This window comes from Ruegeria sp. BC3 (assembly GCF_056539265.1).
Genome location: NZ_JBQFUP010000004.1, coordinates 161104 through 182352, shown reverse-complemented (window position 1 = coordinate 182352; position 21249 = coordinate 161104). Strand labels below are relative to the sequence as shown.

At 58.4% G+C, this 21249-nt stretch carries 24 protein-coding genes; 12 read left to right on the top strand and 12 right to left on the bottom strand.

Going from position 1 to position 21249, the window contains the following annotated elements; translation table 11 throughout:
• The first annotated feature begins 37 nt into the window (after positions 1–37).
• From ACR0MV_RS12810 to ACR0MV_RS12795, 4 genes are read left to right on the top strand one after another with little or no spacing between them, the layout of a single operon-like run.
• Positions 38–715 carry a cell division ATP-binding protein FtsE gene (locus ACR0MV_RS12810; protein WP_170427007.1) on the top strand — a complete coding sequence of 226 codons (678 nt, stop codon included), beginning with the start codon at positions 38–40 and terminating at the stop codon, positions 713–715.
• On the top strand, positions 712–1611 hold the full coding sequence (locus ACR0MV_RS12805; protein ID WP_480702363.1) for a cell division protein FtsX: 900 nt from the start codon (positions 712–714) through the stop codon (positions 1609–1611). The genes ACR0MV_RS12810 and ACR0MV_RS12805 overlap by 4 nt, the downstream gene beginning before the upstream one ends.
• Complete coding sequence (locus ACR0MV_RS12800) at positions 1611–2351, top strand: lysophospholipid acyltransferase family protein (RefSeq protein WP_480702362.1); 741 nt, start codon at positions 1611–1613, stop codon at positions 2349–2351. The genes ACR0MV_RS12805 and ACR0MV_RS12800 overlap by 1 nt, the downstream gene beginning before the upstream one ends.
• Positions 2338–2943 carry a pyridoxamine 5'-phosphate oxidase family protein gene (locus ACR0MV_RS12795; RefSeq protein WP_480702361.1) on the top strand — a complete coding sequence of 202 codons (606 nt, stop codon included), beginning with the start codon at positions 2338–2340 and terminating at the stop codon, positions 2941–2943. Before ACR0MV_RS12800 ends, ACR0MV_RS12795 begins: the two co-directional genes overlap by 14 nt.
• Before the next feature lie 8 nt (positions 2944–2951).
• Here the strand turns inward: ACR0MV_RS12795 and ACR0MV_RS12790 are convergent, their stop codons facing one another.
• On the bottom strand, positions 2952–3545 hold the full coding sequence (locus tag ACR0MV_RS12790; RefSeq protein ID WP_475207331.1) for an NAD(P)H-dependent oxidoreductase: 594 nt from the start codon (positions 3543–3545) through the stop codon (positions 2952–2954).
• A gap of 102 nt (positions 3546–3647) precedes the next feature.
• Here ACR0MV_RS12790 and ACR0MV_RS12785 point away from each other — a divergent pair, with 102 nt between their 5' ends.
• The gene (locus tag ACR0MV_RS12785) at positions 3648–4226 is read left to right on the top strand and encodes a TetR/AcrR family transcriptional regulator (protein WP_480702360.1); all 579 of its coding nucleotides are present in this window, start codon (positions 3648–3650) and stop codon (positions 4224–4226) included.
• A 20-nt stretch (positions 4227–4246) separates the two neighbouring features.
• On the opposite strand, the gene lpdA is transcribed toward ACR0MV_RS12785, so the two are convergent.
• The 10 genes from lpdA to mdh form a co-directional block, all read right to left on the bottom strand.
• Positions 4247–5635, bottom strand: a complete 1389-nt coding sequence (lpdA, locus tag ACR0MV_RS12780) for a dihydrolipoyl dehydrogenase (protein WP_480702359.1) — start codon at positions 5633–5635, stop codon at positions 4247–4249.
• A gap of 86 nt (positions 5636–5721) precedes the next feature.
• A complete protein-coding gene (locus tag ACR0MV_RS12775) occupies positions 5722–6111 on the bottom strand; it encodes an MAPEG family protein (RefSeq protein ID WP_480702357.1) in 390 nt (129 codons plus the stop codon).
• Between the two features lie 68 nt (positions 6112–6179).
• Positions 6180–6449 (bottom strand): hypothetical protein, encoded by a 270-nt coding sequence (locus ACR0MV_RS12770; RefSeq protein ID WP_480702356.1) that lies wholly within the window; start codon positions 6447–6449, stop codon positions 6180–6182.
• 2 nt (positions 6450–6451) lie between these two features.
• Entirely contained in the window at positions 6452–7960 is a 1509-nt protein-coding gene (gene odhB / locus ACR0MV_RS12765) for a 2-oxoglutarate dehydrogenase complex dihydrolipoyllysine-residue succinyltransferase (protein WP_480702355.1), read from the bottom strand.
• A 3-nt stretch (positions 7961–7963) separates the two neighbouring features.
• Positions 7964–10921 (bottom strand): 2-oxoglutarate dehydrogenase E1 component, encoded by a 2958-nt coding sequence (locus tag ACR0MV_RS12760; RefSeq protein WP_480702354.1) that lies wholly within the window; start codon positions 10919–10921, stop codon positions 7964–7966.
• Positions 10918–11460: a DUF805 domain-containing protein gene (locus ACR0MV_RS12755; RefSeq protein ID WP_480702353.1), complete on the bottom strand. Its 543-nt coding sequence runs from the start codon at positions 11458–11460 to the stop codon at positions 10918–10920. Before ACR0MV_RS12755 ends, ACR0MV_RS12760 begins: the two co-directional genes overlap by 4 nt.
• Before the next feature lie 41 nt (positions 11461–11501).
• Positions 11502–12383, bottom strand: a complete 882-nt coding sequence (gene sucD, locus ACR0MV_RS12750; RefSeq protein WP_058278790.1) for a succinate--CoA ligase subunit alpha — start codon at positions 12381–12383, stop codon at positions 11502–11504.
• 83 nt (positions 12384–12466) lie between these two features.
• Entirely contained in the window at positions 12467–13660 is a 1194-nt protein-coding gene (sucC, locus tag ACR0MV_RS12745) for an ADP-forming succinate--CoA ligase subunit beta (RefSeq protein WP_170427019.1), read from the bottom strand.
• Between the two features lie 225 nt (positions 13661–13885).
• Positions 13886–14734: a putative nucleotide-diphospho-sugar transferase gene (locus tag ACR0MV_RS12740; RefSeq protein WP_170427020.1), complete on the bottom strand. Its 849-nt coding sequence runs from the start codon at positions 14732–14734 to the stop codon at positions 13886–13888.
• Positions 14735–14804: 70 nt separating this feature from the next.
• Complete coding sequence (gene mdh, locus ACR0MV_RS12735; protein ID WP_170427021.1) at positions 14805–15767, bottom strand: malate dehydrogenase; 963 nt, start codon at positions 15765–15767, stop codon at positions 14805–14807.
• A gap of 160 nt (positions 15768–15927) precedes the next feature.
• Between mdh and ACR0MV_RS12730 the strand changes: the two genes are divergently transcribed.
• Positions 15928–16683 carry a sulfite exporter TauE/SafE family protein gene (locus tag ACR0MV_RS12730; RefSeq protein WP_480702352.1) on the top strand — a complete coding sequence of 252 codons (756 nt, stop codon included), beginning with the start codon at positions 15928–15930 and terminating at the stop codon, positions 16681–16683.
• On the opposite strand, the gene ACR0MV_RS12725 is transcribed toward ACR0MV_RS12730, so the two are convergent.
• Positions 16680–16979, bottom strand: a complete 300-nt coding sequence (locus ACR0MV_RS12725) for a hypothetical protein (RefSeq protein ID WP_480702351.1) — start codon at positions 16977–16979, stop codon at positions 16680–16682. The genes ACR0MV_RS12730 and ACR0MV_RS12725 overlap by 4 nt on opposite strands.
• Before the next feature lie 181 nt (positions 16980–17160).
• Between ACR0MV_RS12725 and ACR0MV_RS12720 the strand changes: the two genes are divergently transcribed.
• Genes ACR0MV_RS12720 through ACR0MV_RS12695 form a run of 6 tightly spaced genes read left to right on the top strand, consistent with a single transcriptional unit; the run spans position 17161 to position 21246 of the window.
• Positions 17161–18018, top strand: coding sequence for an HpcH/HpaI aldolase/citrate lyase family protein (locus ACR0MV_RS12720; RefSeq protein WP_170427024.1), 858 nt, complete (start codon positions 17161–17163; stop codon positions 18016–18018).
• Positions 18019–18024: 6 nt separating this feature from the next.
• Positions 18025–18579 (top strand): NnrU family protein, encoded by a 555-nt coding sequence (locus ACR0MV_RS12715; protein ID WP_480702350.1) that lies wholly within the window; start codon positions 18025–18027, stop codon positions 18577–18579.
• Between the two features lie 12 nt (positions 18580–18591).
• A complete protein-coding gene (locus ACR0MV_RS12710) occupies positions 18592–18798 on the top strand; it encodes a DUF1737 domain-containing protein (RefSeq protein ID WP_475207363.1) in 207 nt (68 codons plus the stop codon).
• Positions 18798–19826 (top strand): MaoC family dehydratase, encoded by a 1029-nt coding sequence (locus ACR0MV_RS12705; protein ID WP_480702349.1) that lies wholly within the window; start codon positions 18798–18800, stop codon positions 19824–19826. Before ACR0MV_RS12710 ends, ACR0MV_RS12705 begins: the two co-directional genes overlap by 1 nt.
• A 13-nt stretch (positions 19827–19839) precedes the next feature.
• The gene (locus ACR0MV_RS12700; RefSeq protein ID WP_480702348.1) at positions 19840–20538 is read left to right on the top strand and encodes a DUF4344 domain-containing metallopeptidase; all 699 of its coding nucleotides are present in this window, start codon (positions 19840–19842) and stop codon (positions 20536–20538) included.
• Between the two features lie 45 nt (positions 20539–20583).
• Positions 20584–21246, top strand: a complete 663-nt coding sequence (locus tag ACR0MV_RS12695) for a DUF1194 domain-containing protein (RefSeq protein WP_480702347.1) — start codon at positions 20584–20586, stop codon at positions 21244–21246.
• Positions 21247–21249 lie beyond the last annotated feature (3 nt).

Below are 21249 nucleotides of genomic sequence, written 5' to 3'. Positions count from 1 at the left end.
CGGGCAAGAAGGGCGGCGACACGAAACGGGGGCCCTTGTGATCGAGCTGGAAAACGTCAGCTACACCTATGGCGATGGGGAATTGCTGAGCGATGTATCGCTTCAGCTTCAGCCTGGGTCGTTCCATTTTCTGACCGGCCCTTCGGGCGCGGGCAAGACCACGTTGCTGAAACTGTGTTACGGGGCATTGTTGCCAACATCGGGACGATTGAACGCATTCGAGCAGGATGTTTCGCGACTCGACCGGGACCAGATGGCGCTGTTGCGGCGGCGGATCGGTGTGGTGCACCAGGATTGCCGCTTTCTGGACCATATGACCCTATCGGAAAACGTGGCTTTGCCGCTGATGGTTTCCGGCAAGGGCGAGAACGCTCAGAAAGAGGACCTGTTCGAACTGCTCAATTGGGTCGGCTTGGGTTCACGCCTGGATGCGCTTCCGCCAGAGCTATCGGGCGGTGAACGTCAGCGCGCTGCACTGGCACGGGCGGTAATCCTGTCACCGGACGTGGTGCTTGCAGACGAGCCGACCGGAAACGTGGATTGGGAAATGTCGCAGAGATTGATGCGGCTGTTGGTCGAGCTGAACAAAATGGGCAAAACCGTGCTCATCGCCACCCATGACCTGAGCCTGATCCGTGCGACCAAAAGCCAGGTGCAGGCGCGAGTTCTCAGGATTTCGCAGCGCCAGATTCAGCTGGCAGGAGCGGACCTATGAGCAAGGGCACCATTCGCAGCCTTCTGGCACGGGACAAACGCGCGGACCGGGTCGTGCCGCCATCAGGTTATACAGCACAACTGACGCTATTCGTTTCTGGTGCGATGGGATTTCTGGCCGTTTTCGCGCTGGCGTTGTCGCTGGCATCCGGTCGATTGGCAGATCGCTGGGCCTCGGAGTTGGCAGGGGCCGCGACCTTGCGCATCAACGCGCCTGCTGAACAGTTAACCGCCCAGACCGAGGCCGCGCTGATTGTGCTGTCCCAGACACCAGGCGTGGCGTCTGCCCGTGCGCTCAGTGCCGAAGAGCAGGTCGCCCTGCTGTCCCCGTGGTTTGGCCCTGACCTGCCTCTGGACACATTGCCGATACCTCAACTGATTGAGATCATCGAAGGCGAACCCGGGCTGGACGCTGCCGGATTGCGCCTGCGGTTGGGTGCGGAAGTTCCCGGCGCTGTTCTGGATGATCATTCGCGCTGGCGCAAACCGCTGGTCGAGGCCGCAAACTCGCTGCGGCGGTTGGGATGGGTGTCCATCCTGCTGATCGGTGGTGCAACCGCAGCCATGATCACGTTGGCCGCCAATGCGTCATTGGCCGCCAATGCACAGATCATCGAGGTTTTGCGCTTGGTTGGAGCCCGCGACAGCTTTATCGCCCGCGCCTTCGTGCGACGGTTCACGTACCGCGCGTTCTTTGGGGCGCTGGTTGGGATGCTGTTCGGCATGACCGGCGTTCTGCTATTGCCCGAAGCCTCGCAAGAGGGCGGGTTTCTCACCGGGTTGGGATTTAAGGGTCTTGGCTGGCTTCTGCCTGCGTTAATACCTCTGTTGGGGGCTGCGGTGGCGTTTCTGGCCACCTGGACAGCCGCCGTGCGTAAATTGAAGGAGCTTTCCTGATGGCTACAGCGATCCAATGGATACGCTCTTTGATCTTCATGATCGTGATCTACACATGGATGCTGATCCTTGGCATCGTGTTTGCACCTTATGCGCTGTTTACCAAACGCGGCGCGCTGCAGGCCTGTAAAACCTATGCGCGCAGTACGATGTGGATGGCCAGTTGGATGGTTGGCATTCGGTGCGAGGTGCGTGGTACCGTGCCCGTGGACGAGGTTGTTATCGGTGCCAAGCACCAGTCTTTCCTCGACATCATGATGATCTTCAACGCCGTTCCGCATGGCAAGTTCATCATGAAGAAAGAGCTTCTGTGGACGCCGATCATCGGTCTGTATGCGCGTCGCCTTGGCTGTATTCCTGTTGATCGCGGAAAAAAGGGTGTGGCCGTTGCCAAAATGGTCAAGGACGTCGCCAAGGAGTTCTCGGAACCCGGCCAGTTGGTGATCTACCCTCAGGGTACACGCGTCGCGCCCGGGGTGCAGAAACCCTACAAGGTTGGCACCGCGGTTTTGTACGAGGGGCTGGGGTTCCCGTGCGTGCCGGTGGCGACCAATGCCGGAGTGTTCTGGCCGCGCACTGGTGTCATGCGCAAACCGGGTCTGGCCATCGTGGATTTCCTTGATCCGATCGAGCCGGGTGTTGAAAAGACCGCCTTCCTCGGTCGTCTTGAAGAGGTGATCGAAACGCGATCCGACGCGTTGATGCGCGAAGTGGGGTTTGACCCGGATGCAGTTCATTAAGGAGATCGAGGCGCTTGAGGCGCTGTATGGCACGCCCGGTGCGCCTTCGCTGCGCAAGGTGGCGCAGAATTTGACGCCGCTCTATCGCAAATGGATCATGGCCTCGCGTCTTTGCATCCTCAGCACCGTTGGTCCCGAAGGCGTTGATGGCACCCCGCGCGGTGATGACGGCCCCGTGGTGCTGGAGCTTGATCCGCACAGGCTGGCGATGCCGGATTGGCGCGGGAACAACCGGCTGGACTCGTTGCGCAACATCGTGCGCGACCCACGCGTTTCCCTGATGTTCATTGTGCCCGGGTCGAACACTGTTGTTCGGCTGAATGGCAAGGCCTATGTCACTGATGACCAAGGTCTGCGCGAGCAGTTCGAGAAGCACGGTAAGATGCCGGCCACAGTGATCGTTATCGAAATTGCCGAAATCTACACCCAGTGTGCGCGTGCCTTGATGCGGGCTAGGACCTGGACCGCTGGCGACGAAGGCAAGGACCTGCCCACAGCAGGCGAGATCCTGGCCGAAATGTCCAATGGTGAAGAGGGCGGCGCGCTTTATGACGCTGAATGGGGTGCACGCGCCGCCAAGACAATGTGGTAGGCACGGGATCAAGCCGCCTGAGCGCCGATCTGCTGTACCTTTGATATCCAGCGATCCACGTTGCCGGGCTTTGGATCGCTGGCGCCTGCGAAATAGGTGAACTTGGTCGGTTTGAACCCGACAAAACCCAGAATCTGATCGCGGACCTGACGGATCATAGCTTGTCTGTAGATCAGGCGCATGAACCAACCGGGAGTGTCTGAGGTCAGAATGACCCGCGCCGTGCGGCCCGTCAGCATTGGCGACGGGAATCCAATCCGGGTCGTATTCCGTGTGTCAAAGGTGCGGCCCGGAATGAAAGCCCGATCAATCAGACCTTTCAGCTTTGCAGGCAGGCCGCCCCACCACATGGGCGTGGTCAGAACAAGGTGTTCACTCCATTCCAGATCGTTCAGCACGTCCTCAAGGACCGGTTCCAGCGGTTTGAATTCTTCATAGTTGCCCTGTCCGAAATCATGATCGAATTGCAGCTCGCTGAGATGGATCATTCGAACCTCATGCCCCTGTTGTTGGGCGGCTTGGGCGTAAGTCTCGGCAAACGTACGTGACAGGCTGGTTTCACCGGGGTGCCCATCGAGTATCAGGATTTTCTTTCGTTGCATTGGGAATCTCCAAAAATGACCATGGTCAGTTTATAGAGTTTAAAAATGACCATGGTCAATAATAAAATTTGACCACGGTCAGAAAACATGCGAACAGAACCTATGCAAAAGACAGTTCAAAAGAGAACGCTCAAAACCCGAGCGCGGCTGATCGAGGCTGCGGATGACGTGATTGAAAGACACGGCTATCAGGCTTTGCGGGTGGAAGACGTGGTACAGGCCGCCGGTGTTGCCAAAGGAACCTTCTTCGCCCATTTCCGGGACAAAGATGCGTTGATGGAGTATCTGATCGGTGAAAGGTTGGTTGCGCGCTTTGATCAGGTGGAACAGGGACCCATCCCCCGCACGGCCCCCGAGATTGCCAATGCGTTGCAACCCATCCATTCTTTCATGACGTCCGAACGTTATGTGTTTGATTTGATCATTCGGTATTCCGGGGCAGCGGCCATAACCGAAATTGGCCCCATCGCGGGATGCTTTGAACGCTATGTCAGGCTGGTTGCCGGTTGGCTGGAAACCGCAAAGGTGCGCAAGGACATTTCCCCAGACCTACTTGCCGAGGGTGTTCAGGCGTTTGCCATTCAGTCAATGTCTCTGAAGTTTTGCGCTCTGCACGAGGCTGAGAGCTTTTCAGATAGATTGGAGATCTATCTGGACGCATGGTTAACCCCGGCTGCGTGATCGCCGCCGGGGTTGTCAAATCAGCTGTGAATAGGTCCGTCACCGCAAGCCAGAGCAGCCTCGCGTACGGCCTCGGAATAGGTCGGGTGGGCGTGGCAGGTCAGGGCCAGATCCTCTGCTGAGGCACCGAACTCCATCGCCACGCAAACCTCATGGATCAGGTCACCTGCCGCTGGGCCAATGATGTGGCAGCCCAGAATGCGGTCGGTTTCCTTGTCAGCCAGGATTTTGACAAACCCATCTGTCATCAGGTTGGCCTTGGCGCGGCCGTTGCCCATGAACATGAACTTTCCGACCTTGTAGGCGCGGCCCTGTTCCTTCAGCGTCTCTTCGGTTTCACCCACGTTGGCGACTTCGGGCCAGGTGTAGATGACGCCGGGGATGACGCCATAGTTGACGTGACCATGCTTGCCTGCGACCTGTTCCGCGGCAGCCATGCCTTCGTCTTCGGCCTTATGCGCCAGCATCGGACCTTCGGTCACGTCGCCGATGGCGTAGATACCCGGCACGTTGGTCTGCCAGTCGGAACCCACTTTGATCTGACCGCGCGGGGTCAATTCGACCCCCAACGCCTCAAGCCCAAGACCGTCTGAGAACGGCTTACGGCCCGTAGCAACCAGAACGGTGTCCGCCTCAATCACATGCTCACTATCGTCCTTGCGCAGTTTGTAAGTGACTTTTGCCTTGGTCTTGGTGGCCTCGGTCTTTTGGACCGCTGCGCCCATGACGAAGTTCAGACCCTGTTTTTTCAGAATACGCTGGAAGGTCTTCTGAACCTCGGGGTCCATGCCGGGCGTAATCACGTCGAGGAACTCGATCACGGTCACCTCAGCGCCCAGACGCTGATAGACCGAGCCCAGCTCCAACCCGATCACACCTGCGCCGATCACAACCATTTTCTTCGGCACCTTGCCCAAAGACAGCGCACCGGTCGAGGTCACGACGACCTTTTCATCCACCTCGACACCCGGCAGCGCGGACGGTTCCGACCCCGATGCGATGATGATATTCTTGGCGGTGTGGACCTCGTCCCCAACCTTGACCTGACCGGCGGCGGGGACCGAACCCCAGCCTTTCAGCCAGTCTATCTTGTTCTTTTTGAACAGGAACTCGATCCCCTTGGTATTTCCGTCGATAGTTTCCTGCTTGTAGGCCTGCATCTGCTTCCAATCGACCGAGGGGCTTTTGCCCTTCAGGCCCATCTTGGCAAAGTTATGCTCGGCCTCATGAAGTTGGTGCGAGGCGTGCAGCAGCGCTTTGGACGGGATGCAGCCCACGTTCAGGCAGGTGCCGCCGAGTGTGTCGCGCCCTTCGACACAGGCGGTTTTCAGGCCCAATTGAGCGCAGCGGATGGCGCAGACATAGCCGCCGGGGCCCGATCCGATTACGATAACGTCATAATTTGCCATGTGTCAGGTCCTTGTCGTTTTCGGGGATCGCGGCGCTCGCAAACGCCGGATTTGCCCCATTTTATGTTTCCACGCCGACGGCTGTGTCAAATTACAGCGGCCAGCAACATTACAGTGTTGGCGGCGAGGCCAATCAACCAGATCACGGTACGCCACGGCGTCCAGCCCAACGCATAGGCAGGGACGTAGAGGACACGGGCGATCAGATAGACCCAGCTGCACGCAGCCGTAAAACCGTTCGATTGGCCCGAGATTGTCAGAACAAGGGCGGCAATTGCAAACAGAACCAAACCCTCGGTATGGTTGCTGAGCGCGCGATGCAATCGCCCCGCAGCCCCCGGCCTTTCCACCGGAACGTCCCGAGGGCCCACAGCCTTATCAAGGTCGATCCTGCCATGTCCCACGGCCAGATAGAGCACGAATTGCACCACCCATAGCAGCGCAGCAAGGGTCAGGACGGTCAGTTCCGGCGTCATCTGGTGGTTCCCACGATCATCACGTAGCCCGTTTAGGCCGTGCCCAAACTCAGGCGCGGCCTAAACTTTCAAACAGGCTCCAGCACCTTGGTTTGGATATGTGCCACGCCACCGCGTTCGTGGTGCATGGCCAGTTCTTCGGATTCGATGAAATCCTGAGCCCGGTCCATATCTGTGATTTCGAACAGAGCAACCGCGTGGTCTTTGCGTTCGGGATCTTTCCAGATGTGGAGGTCGCGGATGCCCGCGGCCTCTCTCATTGGTTTGTCTTCTTCGAACACCTTCAGCCAGACATCAAAGTCAGCTACGTCGGCTTGCCAGAGAACATGTGTTGCCATGATTACAGATCCATCAGCAGGCGGCGCGGGTCTTCCAGCGCCTCTTTTACGCGAACAAGGAACGTCACCGCGCCTTTGCCGTCCACGATCCGGTGGTCATAAGACAGGGCCAGATACATCATCGGGCGGATCTTGATCTCACCGTTGATGACCATCGGACGGTCCTGGATCTTGTGCATCCCCAGGATACCCGATTGCGGTGGGTTCAGGATCGGCGAGGACATGAGCGAGCCGTAAACCCCACCGTTTGAGATCGTGAACGTGCCGCCCTGCATCTCTTCCATGCTCAGCTTGCCGTCACGGGCGCGTTTGCCTTTCTCAGCGATGGCCTTTTCGATTGCGGCAAAGGACATGCTGTCCGCGTCACGGATGACCGGAACAACCAGACCTTGCGGAGTGCCAGCTGCGACGCCCATGTGGACGAAGTTCTTGTAGACAATGTCCGTACCGTCGATCTCGGCATTTACCTCGGGCACTTCTTTTAGCGCGTGGCAGCAGGCTTTGGTGAAGAAGGACATAAAGCCCAGGCGGACGCCGTGCTTTTTCTCGAACTGGTCCTTGTACTGGCTGCGCAGGGCCATCACCTCGGTCATGTCCACCTCGTTGTAAGTGGTCAGGATCGCGGCGGTGTTCTGTGCGTCTTTCAGGCGCTTGGCGATGGTCTGGCGCAAACGTGTCATGCGCACGCGCTCCTCGCGGGCTGCATCCTGTGCCGCAACCGGTGCTCGGGGCGCAGCTGCTGGAGCCGGGGCTGCCGCAGCAGGGGCCGGAGCTGCCGCTGTTGCGACCGCGCGAGCCACGTCTTCCTTCATGATGCGGCCATCACGACCTGTGCCCGTTACCTGACCGGCAGAAAGGCCAGCCTCGGCCATCGCTTTTTCTGCCGATGGTGCGTTGGCCACGTCTTTGCCTGTGCTTGCGGCGGGAGCCGGGGCTGCTGCTGCGGGGGCAGGGGCTGCAGATGCTCCTGCTGCCGCACCCGAGATCACCGCCAGTTTCGCGGTCGCGTCCACGGTCACGCCCTCTGGGGCTACGATTTCTGCCAGAACGCCTGCAGCCGGTGCCGGTACTTCGACAGAAACCTTGTCGGTTTCCAACTCACACAGCATCTCATCCTGCGCGACGCTGTCACCAACCTGTTTGAACCAGGTCGAAACTGTCGCTTCGGTCACAGATTCGCCCAAGGTGGGCACCATCACGTCGACGCTGCCACCAGACGCAGCCGGGGCTGCGGCAGGGGCAGGAGCCGCCGCCGGAGCGGGGGCCGCGCCTTCGCCTGCGGCGATCGTGGCCAGCAAAGCGTCGACACCAACGGTTTCGCCCTCGGCAGCGACGATTTCGCCCATCACGCCAGCGGCGGGCGAAGGGACTTCGACGGTGACCTTGTCGGTCTCCAACTCACACAGCATTTCATCCACGGCCACAGCGTCGCCGGGTTTCTTGAACCATGTCGCAACCGTGGCTTCGGTGACCGACTCGCCAAGCGTGGGAACTCGAACTTCAATGGACATCGATTATTTTCCTTCAATGCTCAGCGCTTCGTTGACCAGCGCTTCTTGTTGGGCTTTGTGTTGGCTGGCCAGCCCCGTCGCGGGCGAGGCCGAAGTCGCGCGGCCGACATAGCGCGGCCGTGTGTGCTTGGCGCCGATGCGGGTCAGAACCCACTCGATATTCGGCTCGATAAAGGTCCAGGCACCCTGGTTCTTGGGTTCTTCCTGGCACCAGATCATCTCTGCCCCTTTGAACCGCTCAAGCTCGTTGATCAGCGAATGGGCAGGGAAGGGGTAGTACTGTTCGATCCGCAGCAGATAGACGTCGTCGATCCCGCGTGCGTCGCGTTCTTCCAGCAGGTCGTAGTAGACCTTGCCGGAACACATCACGACCCGCTTGATCTTGTCGTCCTTCTGCAGCTTGGTGTCCGAGTTGCCCTTTTGGGCGTCATCCCAAAGAACCCGGTGGAAGCTGGAGCCGGTGGTGAAGTCATCAGCCGTGCTAATCGCCAGTTTGTGGCGCAGCAGCGATTTCGGCGTCACCAGAATCAAGGGCTTGCGGAAGGTGCGGTGCAGCTGACGGCGCAGGATGTGGAAATAGTTCGCAGGCGTCGTACAGTTCGCCACGATCCAGTTGTCCTGACCGCACATTTGCAGGAAGCGCTCCAGCCGTGCCGAGCTGTGCTCGGGGCCTTGCCCTTCGTACCCATGTGGTAGCAGGGTCACCAGGCCAGACATCCGCAGCCATTTGCTTTCGCCCGAGCTGATGAACTGATCGAACATGATCTGCGCACCGTTGGCAAAATCACCAAACTGCGCCTCCCACAAGGTCAGTGCGTTGGGTTCCGCCAGTGAATAGCCGTATTCGAAACCAAGGACCGCATATTCCGAAAGCATCGAGTCGATCACTTCGTAATGCGACTGGCCTTTGCGAATGTTGTTCAGGGGATAGTACCGCTCTTCGGATTCCTGATGCACAAAGCCCGAGTGACGCTGACTAAACGTGCCGCGCGTTGCGTCCTGACCGGACAGGCGGACCGGGTAGCCTTCGGTCAGAAGCGACCCAAAGGCCAAAGCCTCGCCCGTAGCCCAGTCGAACCCCTTACCGGTTTCGAACATTTGCTTTTTGTGATCCAGAAGGCGGGCGACCGTCTTGTGCACCGAGAATTCGGCCGGCGCTTGCGACAGCGCGGTTCCGACCTCGGCCAGGGTGTCCGGCGTGATTGCAGTGTCGCCGCGGACATATTCCTCTTTGTTTTTGTTCAGGTGCGACCAACGCCCGTCCAGCCAGTCGGCCTTATTAGGCTTATAGTCTTTACCGGCCTCAAACTCATCGTTCAGGTGAGCTTGGAAGGCAGCCTTCATATCCTCGATCTCACCCTCGGGGATCAGGCCGTCTTTGACCAGGCGTTCAGTGTAAAGCGACAGCGTGGTCTTATGGGTTTTGATCTTCTTGTACATGATCGGGTTGGTAAACATGGGCTCGTCGCCCTCGTTGTGACCAAACCGGCGATAGCAGAAGATGTCGATGACCACGTCCTTGTGGAACTTCTGGCGGAACTCGGTCGCAACCTTGGCCGCGTGGACCACGGCCTCGGGGTCGTCGCCGTTCACGTGGAAGATCGGTGCCTCAACCATCAGCGCAATGTCCGTCGGATACGGGCTCGAGCGCGAGAAGTGCGGTGCAGTGGTAAAGCCGATCTGGTTGTTCACCACGATATGCATGGTGCCGCCGGTCTTGTGGCCGCGCAGGCCGGACAGGCCAAAGCCTTCGGCCACAACGCCCTGACCCGCAAAGGCCGCGTCACCATGCAGCAGGATACCCATGACCTTGGTGCGATCAGTGTCGTTCAGCTGATCCTGTTTGGCACGGACCTTACCCAGAACAACCGGGTTCACGGCCTCGAGGTGGCTGGGGTTTGCGGTCAGCGACAGGTGGACGCTGTTGCCATCAAAAGCACGGTCGCTGGACGCACCCAGATGGTACTTCACGTCGCCCGAGCCATCTACATCCTCGGGTTTGAAGCTGCCGCCCTGGAACTCGTTGAAGATGGCGCGATAGGGCTTGCCCATCACATTTGCCAGAATGTTCAGGCGGCCACGGTGGGGCATGCCAATCACGATATCCTGCACACCCAAAGCGCCGCCGCGCTTGATGATTTGTTCCATCGCGGGGATCAGCGCTTCGCCACCATCCAGGCCAAACCGCTTGGTGCCCATGTATTTCACATGCAGGAACTTCTCGAACCCTTCGGCCTCGACCATTTTGTTCAGGATCGCCTTTCGGCCTTCCTTGGTGAACGCGATTTCTTTGCCGTACCCCTCAATCCGTTCCTTCAGCCACGCGGCTTGCTCAGGGTCGGAAATGTGCATGTACTGCAGCGCGAAGGTGCCGCAATAGGTCCGCTTCACGATGTCGACAATCTGGCGCATGCTGGCCATCTGCAGGCCCAGCACGTTGTCGATAAAGATCGGCCGGTCCATGTCGGCCTCAGTGAAGCCATAGGTTTTGGGATCCAGCTCGGGATGCGTGCTGGCCGCGCGCATGCCCAGCGGGTCCAGATCAGCCGCTAGGTGACCCCTTATCCGATAGGCCCGGATCAGCATCAGGGCCCGCAGGCTGTCCAGCACTGCCCGTTTGATCTGATCTTCGCTGACCGCGACGCCTTTGTCTGCCGCCTTGTCCTTGATCTTTTTGCCCGCCGCCTTGGCGTCGATCTCGGCCCATTCGCCTGTCAATGCACCTGTCAGATCATCTGCCGGCATCGGAGGCCAGTCGGTCCGTGCCCAAGATGGCCCCTCAGCCTCGCGCTGAACATCCGGCGTGGCGTCGCCCATGGCCTTGAAGAACTCGGCCCAGGCAGCATCTACCGCGTTCGGGTCTTTGGTGTACTGGGCATACAGTTGCTCCAGATATTCCGCATTGTGCCCCTGCATAAAGCTTGAGGCATGAAAGGCAGAGTTGGGCGTATGTTCGGTCATTGGGCTACCTCATATGGGTTGGGACCGTATTGGTTGGTGCCTGGTTGACTGGGGCGCGTAAGCCACCACAAAACCAGGAGGGGCGACACAAAAAGAACAAGCAGTGTCGGAATGACGACCAGCAACGTGGCGCGGGTAAACAGGATGTCCAGATTGCCACCGTGCTGGAAACTCGAGGCAAGACCGATGCCAAAAATCAGAACCGCTCCGGCGCCAAGGATCAGCAGGATTGGTAGCAGTGCATAAAGCCCGCTGCGCCCGGTATCATGCATCCGTCGCCACGCAACGGCCAAATGCGGGATGAACACAATCAGGCTGACGATGCTTTGCACAGGCTGCGAGGACGTCGCGGTGACCGATTTCACCTCGGCGCTTTCGCTGACCGAGACCTGCGTGAAGAACTGCCAGTCGATGATCCCGGCGATAAAGCTCCAGATCACGATGAACAGGAAAAAGAACCAGTATTCGGGCCGCGAGGCGCGGCCCGAAAAAGTGAAGAATTTGGAGAAACACGTTCTGACAGCCTCACCAAAGGTCATGTGTTCCGTTCCTCCCCGATTAGACGGCCGAAGCCGCCATATCAGCCAATCGCTTCCAGTACAGCCTCACCCAGCTGCGCCGGGCTTTCGGCCACGACGATACCGGCGCTGCGCATGGCTTCGATCTTGTCCTCGGCACCGCCTTTGCCGCCGGCGACAATCGCGCCCGCGTGGCCCATGCGGCGGCCCGGAGGGGCTGTGCGGCCTGCGATGAAACCTGCGGTTGGCTTCTTGCGGCCCTTCTTGGCCTCGTCCGCCAGGAACTGCGCAGCTTCTTCTTCGGCCGAGCCACCGATCTCACCAATCATGATGATCGACTCGGTTTCATCATCGGCCAAGAACCATTCCAGCACGTCGATATGCTCGGTGCCTTTTATCGGGTCACCGCCGATGCCCACACAGGTGGACTGGCCCAGTCCTACGTCAGTCGTCTGTTTCACGGCCTCATACGTAAGCGTACCCGAACGGCTTACAACACCCACGCTACCGCGTTTGTGAATGTGGCCGGGCATGATGCCGATCTTGCAGGCGTCGGGCGTGATGACACCCGGGCAGTTTGGGCCAATCAGGCGCGACTTCGAGCCTTCCAGCGCGCGTTTCACCTTCATCATGTCCAGAACCGGGATGCCTTCGGTGATGCAAACGATCACTTCCATCTCGGCATCAATCGCTTCGAGGATCGAGTCAGCCGCGAAGGGCGGCGGAACATAGATCACCGAGGCGTTGGCTTCGGTCACGTGCTTGGCTTCGTGGACCGAATTGAACACGGGCAGGTCAAGGTGGGTCATCCCGCCTTTGCCGGGGGTCACGCCGCCGACCATCTTGGTGCCATACGCAATGGCCTGTTCAGAGTGGAATGTGCCCTGCGAGCCGGTAAAGCCCTGACAGATCACTTTGGTATTTTCGTCGATGAGGACTGCCATTTGGCGTTCTCCTGTTTTAGGCGGGCCAAAGCCTACCAGAATTCTTCGGAAAGGCGGGCCGAAACCCACCCCACGGAATTGGATTAGCCTTTGACGGCCTTCACGATCTTCTCGGCACCGTCTTTCAGGTTGTCCGCCGCAATGACGTCCAGGCCAGAGGTGTTGATGATCTCTTTGCCTTTCTCGACATTCGTGCCTTCCAGACGCACGACCAGCGGAACTTGCAGGCCGACCTCTTTCACCGCGGCGACCACGCCCTCGGCGATGACGTCACAGCGCATGATACCGCCGAAGATGTTGACCAGAATGCCTTTGACGTTTTCGTCCGAGGTGATGATCTTGAACGCCTCGGTCACTTTCTCTTTGGTCGCACCGCCACCAACGTCCAGGAAGTTGGCAGGCTCGGCACCGTACAGCTTGATGATGTCCATCGTCGCCATCGCAAGACCGGCACCGTTGACCATACAGCCAATCTCTCCATCCAGCGCGATGTAGTTCAGGTCGTATTTCGAGGCTTCCAGTTCCTTGGGATCTTCCTCGGTTGTGTCGCGCAGCTCGGCGATGTCGGGGTGGCGGTAGACCGCGTTGCCGTCAAAGCCGACCTTGGCGTCCAGCACCTTGAGGTCGCCCTTGTCCGAGATGATCAGCGGGTTGATCTCCAGCATCTCCATGTCCTTCTCGACGAAGGCTGCATAGAGCTGGCTCATCAGTTTGACGCATTGCTTGACCTGCGGACCTTCCAGACCCAGCGAGAAGGCGATGCGGCGGCCATGGTAGGGCTGATAGCCCGTCGCAGGATCGACCGAGAAGGACAGGATTTTCTCAGGCGTCGCAGCGGCCACCTCTTCGATGTCCATGCCGCCTTCGGTCGAGCAGACAAACGAAATGCGGCTGGTCTGGCGATCCACCAGCAGGGCCAGATACAGCTCACGCTCGATGCCGGAACCGGCTTCGATGTAAATTCGGTTGACCTGCTTGCCTGCCGGTCCGGTCTGATGGGTGACCAGTGTGCGGCCCAGCATCTTTTTGGCTTCTTCAGCCGCTTCTTCGACCGATTTCGTCAGACGGACACCGCCTTTTTCACCGGCATCGGCCTCTTTGAACGAGCCCTTGCCGCGGCCACCCGCGTGGATCTGCGCTTTGACAACCCACAGAGGGCCGTCCAGTTCACCGGCTGCGGTTTTGGCTTCCTCAGCGCGCAGAACCGCGCGTCCTTCGGAGACCGGAGCGCCATAGCTGCGAAGAAGCGCTTTGGCCTGATATTCGTGAATGTTCATCGAAACTGTCCTGTCTGACTGCGATTACACCGTTATAGGGGTGTCTAGGGGGCAAGTTTAAAGGCTTTTTTGACAGGGACGCAGTTTTTCACGAAGATTTTCATTATTTGTGATCACAGCTTTTTAACGTGTGATCACAAACGCAGAAGTTAAGCGGATATTTGATTCGTAACGGTCGACGACCTTTAGAATAAACGGATATTCAAGCTAGCGCTAACCTCGGGGCTAGCTGCGGCGCAAGCGGACGATGCCCTTTTTCAGGCCCATAATAAGTTTGCGCAACTTGCCCAGAATGCCTTTGTCCACCAATGGGCGCACTTTCTTTGTTGTCCCCGGTGTCAGCTGTGCGTCCGCCTGGATCAGCGCGTTCAGGTGACGTTCCAGATCTGGCCCAACCAGACCCGCGACGGACCGAGCGCTGTCCAATCGTTTGTCGTGTCGGCTATGGAATTTGTAATGGTGCAGCAGGCGAGGGGCGCTGTGCAGGAAACCGAACATCTCGGCCTGCCGGTAGTCGAGGAAATTGTACTCCGGTGGCAAAACGGCCAACCGCAGGTCGCTGTAGAACAGTTTCTCTCGGATCAGTGCCTGATCGGATTTCAGGTCTTCTGCGATAATCGTTTCCTGTACGTCGCGCAAAAAGTCCAGCACTTGCTCAGAGGTCCGAATTCCAACCAGTCCGCCATTCAGATGCGGGAACGCGTTGGGCAGCGGAGTTTTCCAGACGCGCTGCGCATGCTGAGAGTTGCGCAAGGGATCATGCACCATCGCTATGTCGAACCGGTCGAGAACAGTAAAGATGTCGGACATATCCGCCAGACAGCGCACGTCCGCATCCAGATAGACGGTCTTGTCAAACCGCGAGCGCACAAGGCTTTCGAACTTGGGACGGAACCAGCTTTTGTCCAGCATGTGGATTTGGTCGAAGACCTCACTCCCCGGTGCGCCCTCAACGTCGGTGAACAAATCGACGGGCTCATCGGGCATCGCAGCCTTCAGCGAAATAGCAGCGTCAACCGCGGTTTCTATGTACTGCTCACCGCTGGCTGCAATGACAAAACCCTGAGACGACATGGCAATTTCCCAAAACAAAACCCGGCCCTCCTTACGGTGAACCGGGTTCCAATTTTTGGCAACAGCTAGATCAGGCCAGAGAGGCGTCGATACCTTTACACGCTTCGATCAGGCCCTTCACGGCGTTGACCGAGTTGTCGAAGCCAGCTTGTTCGTCTTCGTTCAGCTTGATGTCGACGATGCGCTCGACACCACCGGCACCGATCACGGTCGGAACGCCAACGTACAGGCCGTCTACGCCCAGCTCGCCGCTGCAGTAGGCGGCACAGGGCAGGACGCGCTTTTGGTCTTTCAGATAGGCTTCGGCCATTTCGATCGCCGAAGTGGCGGGTGCATAGTAAGCCGAGCCGGTTTTCAGCAGACCAACGATCTCGGCACCACCGTCACGGGTCCGCTGAACGATGGCGTCCAGCTTGTCCTGCGTGGTCCAGCCCATCTCGACCAGATCGGGCAGCGGGATACCGGCAACGGTCGAGTAACGCACCGACGGCACCATGGTGTCGCCGTGGCCGCCCAGAACAAACGCGGTGACGTCGCGCATTGAGACGTTGAACTCTTCCGACAGGAAGTGAGCGAAACGCGCCGAGTCCAGAACGCCTGCCATACCGCAGACCTTGTTATGGGGCAGGCCCGAGAACTCGCGCAGAGCCCAGACCATCGCGTCCAGCGGGTTGGTGATGCAGATCACGAAGGCGTCCGGCGCATGGGCTGCGATGCCTTCGCCAACCGACTTCATGACTTTCAGGTTGATGCCCAGCAGGTCATCACGGCTCATGCCTGGTTTACGAGCAACGCCTGCGGTCACGATGCAAACGTCTGCGCCCGCGATGTCGGCATAGTCGCTGGTGCCGGACATTGCTGCGTCGAACCCTTCCGAGGGGCCGGATTCAGCGATGTCGAGCGCCTTGCCCTGCGGCAGTCCGTCTGCGATGTCGAACAGGACAACGTCACCCAGTTCTTTGACAGCTGCGAGGTGCGCAAGCGTGCCGCCGATGTTCCCCGCGCCGATCAGCGCAATCTTGGGTCTGGCCATTTGGAAAATCTCCGGTCGGAATTGAAATCGCGGTTGTGCTAGTCGTTAAATGTCTTTCGTGCAAGTGTCCAGCGGCGCGGCATGCAACCGCATACAGTTTGCGCAGCCCGACCTGATTGCGCTAAACGGCCAGTGACACAAGCCTAAACCGGGACGCCGCATGTTCGAATTGAACCTGATGTTTTTTGCCGTGGCGATCCCGGCCGTGATCTTTGCGGGTATCTCCAAGGGCGGCTTTGGCTCGGGTGTGGCCTTTGCGTCCTCTTCGATTCTGGCGCTGATTTTGGACCCGGGGCAGGCGCTTGCCCTGATGTTGCCGATCCTGATGGTGATCGACGTGGCCACACTGGGCCCTTACTGGAAACGCTGGAGCTGGCCCGACGCGCGCCTTCTGATCCTTGGGGCCTTGCCCGGTGTCGCGCTTGGCGCGTTGTTGTTCAGGGCCACAGATGATGACCTTTTGCGCCTGTTGATCGGAGGGATCTCGATCGGCTTTGTCATATGGCACTTGGCCCAGACAAAGGGTTGGGTGCGTGGTTTTGCCAATCGACTGCCGCCCTCGGCCGGAGTGTTTGCCGGTCTTGTCGCGGGGTTCACCAGCTTTGTCAGTCACGCGGGCGGGCCGCCGGCGGCTGTCTATCTGCTGTCACAGCGCCTTTCCAAAACCGAGTTTCAGGCCAGCACTGTTCTGGTTTTCTGGGTTATCAACATCGCCAAATTCGTGCCCTACGCCTTTTTGGGCCTGTTCACATGGCACACGGCCTGGGCCGATTTGTTGCTGACGCCATTCGCAATCCTTGGGGCTTGGCTGGGCGTGCGGGCACATTTCATGATGTCTGAACGCCTGTTCTTTGGCATCGCATACGTTCTTCTGACCCTGACGGGCAGCAAACTTATCTGGGACGCATTCACTTAAACGTTGGGCGGCAAGGCCTCGGCCATGGTTTCATAAGCCTGCCCCGAGACCACAAGGCATGTGATCCCGTCCGGCAACGTCACCGTGATCGTCCAGCTGCCGCTCTGGTCCGAGGCAAACAGCTCCATCACCGCGCCCTGACGTGCGATGCCGATGCCCTGGCGGGTTTCGCCGTAGGTCTCCGTCAGCCGCTTGATCACCTCGTCCCGTGGAGCACAGGTGCGGGCGTGGACCTGTTGTGCCGCCAGCACCATAATCCCAAGGCCCATCGTCATCTTGTACAGTGTCTTTTGCATCTCTGAACCCTTTTGATTCCATCCGGCCTTCAGGCTGCCCAGTGGGGACCGAAATCCGGTTAAGGGAACGCACGTTGCGCCGGGTCATACATCAGAATGCTGCGGCGCGGCGATTTTGCGCTTGAACTTTCCGACAAAAAATGCCCCATTCCGCGCAACTTTATTTCTTCGGGAGAAGCCAATGGACCCGCGCCAGCGCCCCTATCGATCTGTTCTATACATCCCCGGCTCAAAAGATCGGGCCCTGGACAAGGCCCGAACCCTGCCGGTGGATGCGATTATTTTCGACCTCGAAGATGCCGTTGCCGCGGATGAGAAAGAGAACGCGCGCGAGACGCTCAAGGCTGCGCTTGCAGCCGGCGGGTATGGCGCACGCGTCAAGATCGTCCGTATCAACGGGTTGGATACCGAATGGGGCCGCGCTGATGCCGAGGCCGTACGCGACATGGACGCAGATGTTGTTCTGTTGCCCAAGGTGAACTCGGCCGCGGATGTGGATGCATTGGCCGCGATCACAGGTGACCTTCCGATCTGGGCGATGATGGAAACCCCGCGTGGGATGCTGAACGCGGCTGAAATCGCGGCTCATCCGCTGATGGCCGGTTTCGTCATGGGAACCAACGACCTGGCCAAAGAGCTGCAAACCCGCTTCCGCCCCGATCGCCTGCCACTGATGACCTCGCTGGGCTTGTGCCTGCTGGCCGCTAAGGCCGAAGGGCTGATCATTGTCGATGGTGTCTACAACGCGTTCAAGGACGCGGAAGGCCTTGCCGCCGAGTGTGCGCAGGGCCGTGACATGGGCTTTGACGGCAAGACCCTGATTCACCCGGCACAGGTTGATGTCACCAATGCCGCCTACGCCCCTTCGGATTCCGAAATCGATCTGGCGCGCCGCCAGATCGCAGCTTTCGAAGAGGTCGAGGCCCAAGGGCAGGGCGTGGCAGTGGTCGACGGCAAAATCGTTGAGAACCTGCACGTTGTAACTGCCCGCGAAATTCTGGCAAAAGCGGAGGCGATAACAGCTTTGCAAGCGGGGTAAGCCAGCATGGGCTTTGTTCTTTTGATTCTTGGCGTGGCACTTTGGTGGGCCGCACATCTGTTCAAACGTGTGATGCCGGAACGCCGCGCCGCCATGGGCAATGGCGGCAAGGGCGCGGTCGCACTGGCTCTGGTCGCGTCCATACTCTTGATGATCTTCGGTTATCGGATGACCGACTTCATCTATGTTTGGGCTCCGCCAACCTTCATGATCCACATCAACAACCTTTTGGTTCTGATTGCGATCTTCATGATGAGCCCCGCAGGGACCAAAGGGCGGCTGTTGAATAAAGTCCGCCATCCGATGTTGGGCGGGTTCAAGCTGTGGGCGTTCGCGCACTTGCTTGTGAATGGAGATCTGGCCTCGATCATCCTGTTTGGCGGATTGCTGGCCTGGGCCGTGGTTGAAGTGATTGTGATCAACAAGTCCGAACCCGACTGGACCCCCGTCGAGCCTGGCACGTATGGGAAAGACGCGATGTTCTTTGTCGCCTCGATCGTTCTGCTGGGCATCATCGGTTACATTCACGGGCTGGTCGGTCCGTCGCCCTTCCCGTCTTAAGGATTTGACATCATGGCAAAACTATACCGCCTGTTGACCGAGGAAGACACATCCGCCTTCTGTCACAAAGTATCGGACGCTTTGGCGAAAGGATGGGTGCTTTATGGCGACCCGTCCTACGCTTACGACGCCACAAACAGCGTGATGCGCTGCGCACAGGCCGTGACCAAAGAGGTCGAGGCCGACTATTCACCTGACATGAAACTGGGACAGCAATAATGGCAAAAACCAATCCGGGCCGCTTTTTCGAGGATTACTCTGTTGGTCAGGTTCTGCACCACGCGGTGCCACGTACGGTCACCACGGGCGAACGGGCACTGTACCACGCGCTCTATCCCGCACGGCATGCGCTTTATTCCTCGGACGAGTTCGCCCGGGCCTCTGGTTTGCCGCAAAGCCCGATTGACGATCTGGCTGCGTTCCACGTCGTGTTTGGCAAAACCGTCCCCGATGTTTCACTGAACGCGGTGGCCAATCTCGGGTATGCCGAAGGACGCTGGCTGAAACCGGTTTACCCCGGCGACACGCTGCGTTCGGAATCCGAAGTGATCGGCCTTAAACAGAACTCGAACGGCAAGACTGGCGTTGTCTGGGTGCGTACGCGCGGCCTGAATCAACGTGATGAAGTGGTGATCGAGTATGTCCGCTGGGTCATGGTTCGGAAATCCGATTTGGATGCACCCGCGCCCGAGACGGTCGTGCCGGATCTGAAAAAGGCACTGGATGCGCAGGATTTGGTTGTGCCCCAGGGGCTTGATTTCTCGAACTACGATTTCACCCAGGCCGGTGAGGCGCATCGCTGGGGTGATTACGAAATCGGCGAAACGATTGACCACGTCGACGGCGTAACGGTGGAAGAGGCCGAACATATGTTGGCCACACGCCTGTGGCAAAACACTGCCAAGGTACATTTCGATCTGACCTTCCGCCCCGAAGGACGTCTGATCTATGGGGGTCACGTGATTTCGATGGCCCGAACCCTGTCGTTCAACGGTCTGGCCAACGCGCAGATGATCGTCGGCCTGAATGGTGGCGCACATGCCAACCCCTGTTTCGCCGGTGACACGATCAAGGCTTGGTCCGAAGTTTTGGACAAGGCGGATACAGATATGCCGGGAGTTGGCGCCATCCGGTTGCGTTTGGTAGCTATCAACGGCGGCGATCCATTTGTTTTGAAGAACGAGGATGGCCGCTATTTGCCGAATGTTCTGCTGGATCTGGATGTCTGGGCGCTGATGCCCAAATAGCTGAGAGATTTGGATGCTAAAAAGATTCGCCCTGATCGCTATGCTTACGGCCTCACCGGTCGGGGCGAATACGGATGATTTTGTTGAGGCAAATCTTCTTTCGATCCTCTATCACGAACTCGGCCATGCGTTGATCGATATTCTGGGCCTTCCCGTTTTTGGTCAGGAAGAAGACGCCGCCGATGTGGCGTCTGTCCTGCTGATTGATGCGTTTTTTGAGGAAGCTGACGCCACCGCTATAGCTTATGACTCTGCATTTGGATTTCTGGGTGAAGCAGATGCCGCCGGAGACGATATTGCATATTGGGATGTGCACGGCCCGAATCTTCAACGTTACTACAACCTTGTATGCCTTTTCGTCGGCGCGGATATGGATCGCCGGGCCGACATGGCGAACGAGTTAGGTCTGCCGGAAGAGCGGCAAGATAGCCGCGAAGAGGAGTTTTTTTTAGCAAATGATAGCTGGGGTCCGGTTTTTGACGAAATCGAAGGCAGTGGGGGGTCGATCCGTTATGATGGCAAAATGTCTACGCTGACGGAAACAGTCATCGCAAAAGAAGTCGTGTTTCTGAACGAAAGCTTCAGGCTGCCGCAGACCCTTACGGTGCGTGTCGAAGATTGTGGCGAGGCGAACGCGTATTACAACTTGGACCTTAAAGAGATCGTAGTCTGTTCAGAATTCGAGGGCTGGCTGCGCGAAATTGCTCCCTGACGCGAATTTGAGTTGCGCCCAGCCCATCTGTGCTAGGATCGGGGTATGCAAGTTCTGCGTGCAGCATCATTGGTTATTGCGAGTGTGACACCGGCCGCCGCCTGTGATCTGGCATTGGCGTTGGCAGTGGATGTCTCGGGCTCGGTCGACAGCACGGAATACCGCATTCAGATGGACGGGCTTGCAGCCGGTTTGCGCGATCCGATTGTGTCCGAGGCTTTGGTGCGAGGACAAGCTCGTGTGATGCTGGTGCAGTGGACGGGATCGTCGCGCCAGAAAGTCACGGTTCCCTGGACACGCATCGACAGTTTCGAGGCGATAGATCAGTTTGCTGACCGGGTGGGCAATGATCCTCGGGTCTGGCGCAATTTCTCGACAGCGATCGGAGAGGCGCTGGAAACGACCATGGCCTATTTTGAAGAGGTTGCTGATTGCGAACGGCATCTGATCGACATCTCGGGCGATGGCGTATCGAATGAAGGGATCGAGCCGTCCGAAGTGCACCGAATCCTGCGAACCCGTGGTGTGACGGTGAACGCAATTGCCATCGAAGAGACCGAGCCGGATCTGACCGCGTATTTCTTTGAAAACGTGATCGTGGGAGAGGGCGCATTTGTCGTCTCGGCCTCGGGTTTCGCCGATTATCCTGAACGCATACGTAAGAAACTGCTGCGCGAAGTGACCCAGCAAACCGCTGAATTGAAATAGCGG

What these genes read in the sequence shown, in the direction of transcription:
- ACR0MV_RS12805 (WP_480702363.1), top strand. Translation starts at nt 712, where the DNA reads ATGAGCAAGGGCACCATTCGCAGCCTTCTGGCACGGGACAAACGCGCG.
- ACR0MV_RS12800 (WP_480702362.1), top strand. Translation starts at nt 1,611, where the DNA reads ATGGCTACAGCGATCCAATGGATACGCTCTTTGATCTTCATGATCGTG.
- ACR0MV_RS12795 (WP_480702361.1), top strand. Translation starts at nt 2,338, where the DNA reads ATGCAGTTCATTAAGGAGATCGAGGCGCTTGAGGCGCTGTATGGCACG.
- ACR0MV_RS12790 (WP_475207331.1), bottom strand. Translation starts at nt 3,545, where the DNA reads ATGCAACGAAAGAAAATCCTGATACTCGATGGGCACCCCGGTGAAACC.
- ACR0MV_RS12785 (WP_480702360.1), top strand. Translation starts at nt 3,648, where the DNA reads ATGCAAAAGACAGTTCAAAAGAGAACGCTCAAAACCCGAGCGCGGCTG.
- lpdA (WP_480702359.1), bottom strand. Translation starts at nt 5,635, where the DNA reads ATGGCAAATTATGACGTTATCGTAATCGGATCGGGCCCCGGCGGCTAT.
- ACR0MV_RS12775 (WP_480702357.1), bottom strand. Translation starts at nt 6,111, where the DNA reads ATGACGCCGGAACTGACCGTCCTGACCCTTGCTGCGCTGCTATGGGTG.
- ACR0MV_RS12770 (WP_480702356.1), bottom strand. Translation starts at nt 6,449, where the DNA reads ATGGCAACACATGTTCTCTGGCAAGCCGACGTAGCTGACTTTGATGTC.
- odhB (WP_480702355.1), bottom strand. Translation starts at nt 7,960, where the DNA reads ATGTCCATTGAAGTTCGAGTTCCCACGCTTGGCGAGTCGGTCACCGAA.
- ACR0MV_RS12760 (WP_480702354.1), bottom strand. Translation starts at nt 10,921, where the DNA reads ATGACCGAACATACGCCCAACTCTGCCTTTCATGCCTCAAGCTTTATG.
- ACR0MV_RS12755 (WP_480702353.1), bottom strand. Translation starts at nt 11,460, where the DNA reads ATGACCTTTGGTGAGGCTGTCAGAACGTGTTTCTCCAAATTCTTCACT.
- sucD (WP_058278790.1), bottom strand. Translation starts at nt 12,383, where the DNA reads ATGGCAGTCCTCATCGACGAAAATACCAAAGTGATCTGTCAGGGCTTT.
- sucC (WP_170427019.1), bottom strand. Translation starts at nt 13,660, where the DNA reads ATGAACATTCACGAATATCAGGCCAAAGCGCTTCTTCGCAGCTATGGC.
- ACR0MV_RS12740 (WP_170427020.1), bottom strand. Translation starts at nt 14,734, where the DNA reads ATGTCGTCTCAGGGTTTTGTCATTGCAGCCAGCGGTGAGCAGTACATA.
- mdh (WP_170427021.1), bottom strand. Translation starts at nt 15,767, where the DNA reads ATGGCCAGACCCAAGATTGCGCTGATCGGCGCGGGGAACATCGGCGGC.
- ACR0MV_RS12730 (WP_480702352.1), top strand. Translation starts at nt 15,928, where the DNA reads ATGTTCGAATTGAACCTGATGTTTTTTGCCGTGGCGATCCCGGCCGTG.
- ACR0MV_RS12725 (WP_480702351.1), bottom strand. Translation starts at nt 16,979, where the DNA reads ATGCAAAAGACACTGTACAAGATGACGATGGGCCTTGGGATTATGGTG.
- ACR0MV_RS12720 (WP_170427024.1), top strand. Translation starts at nt 17,161, where the DNA reads ATGGACCCGCGCCAGCGCCCCTATCGATCTGTTCTATACATCCCCGGC.
- ACR0MV_RS12715 (WP_480702350.1), top strand. Translation starts at nt 18,025, where the DNA reads ATGGGCTTTGTTCTTTTGATTCTTGGCGTGGCACTTTGGTGGGCCGCA.
- ACR0MV_RS12710 (WP_475207363.1), top strand. Translation starts at nt 18,592, where the DNA reads ATGGCAAAACTATACCGCCTGTTGACCGAGGAAGACACATCCGCCTTC.
- ACR0MV_RS12705 (WP_480702349.1), top strand. Translation starts at nt 18,798, where the DNA reads ATGGCAAAAACCAATCCGGGCCGCTTTTTCGAGGATTACTCTGTTGGT.
- ACR0MV_RS12700 (WP_480702348.1), top strand. Translation starts at nt 19,840, where the DNA reads ATGCTAAAAAGATTCGCCCTGATCGCTATGCTTACGGCCTCACCGGTC.
- ACR0MV_RS12695 (WP_480702347.1), top strand. Translation starts at nt 20,584, where the DNA reads ATGCAAGTTCTGCGTGCAGCATCATTGGTTATTGCGAGTGTGACACCG.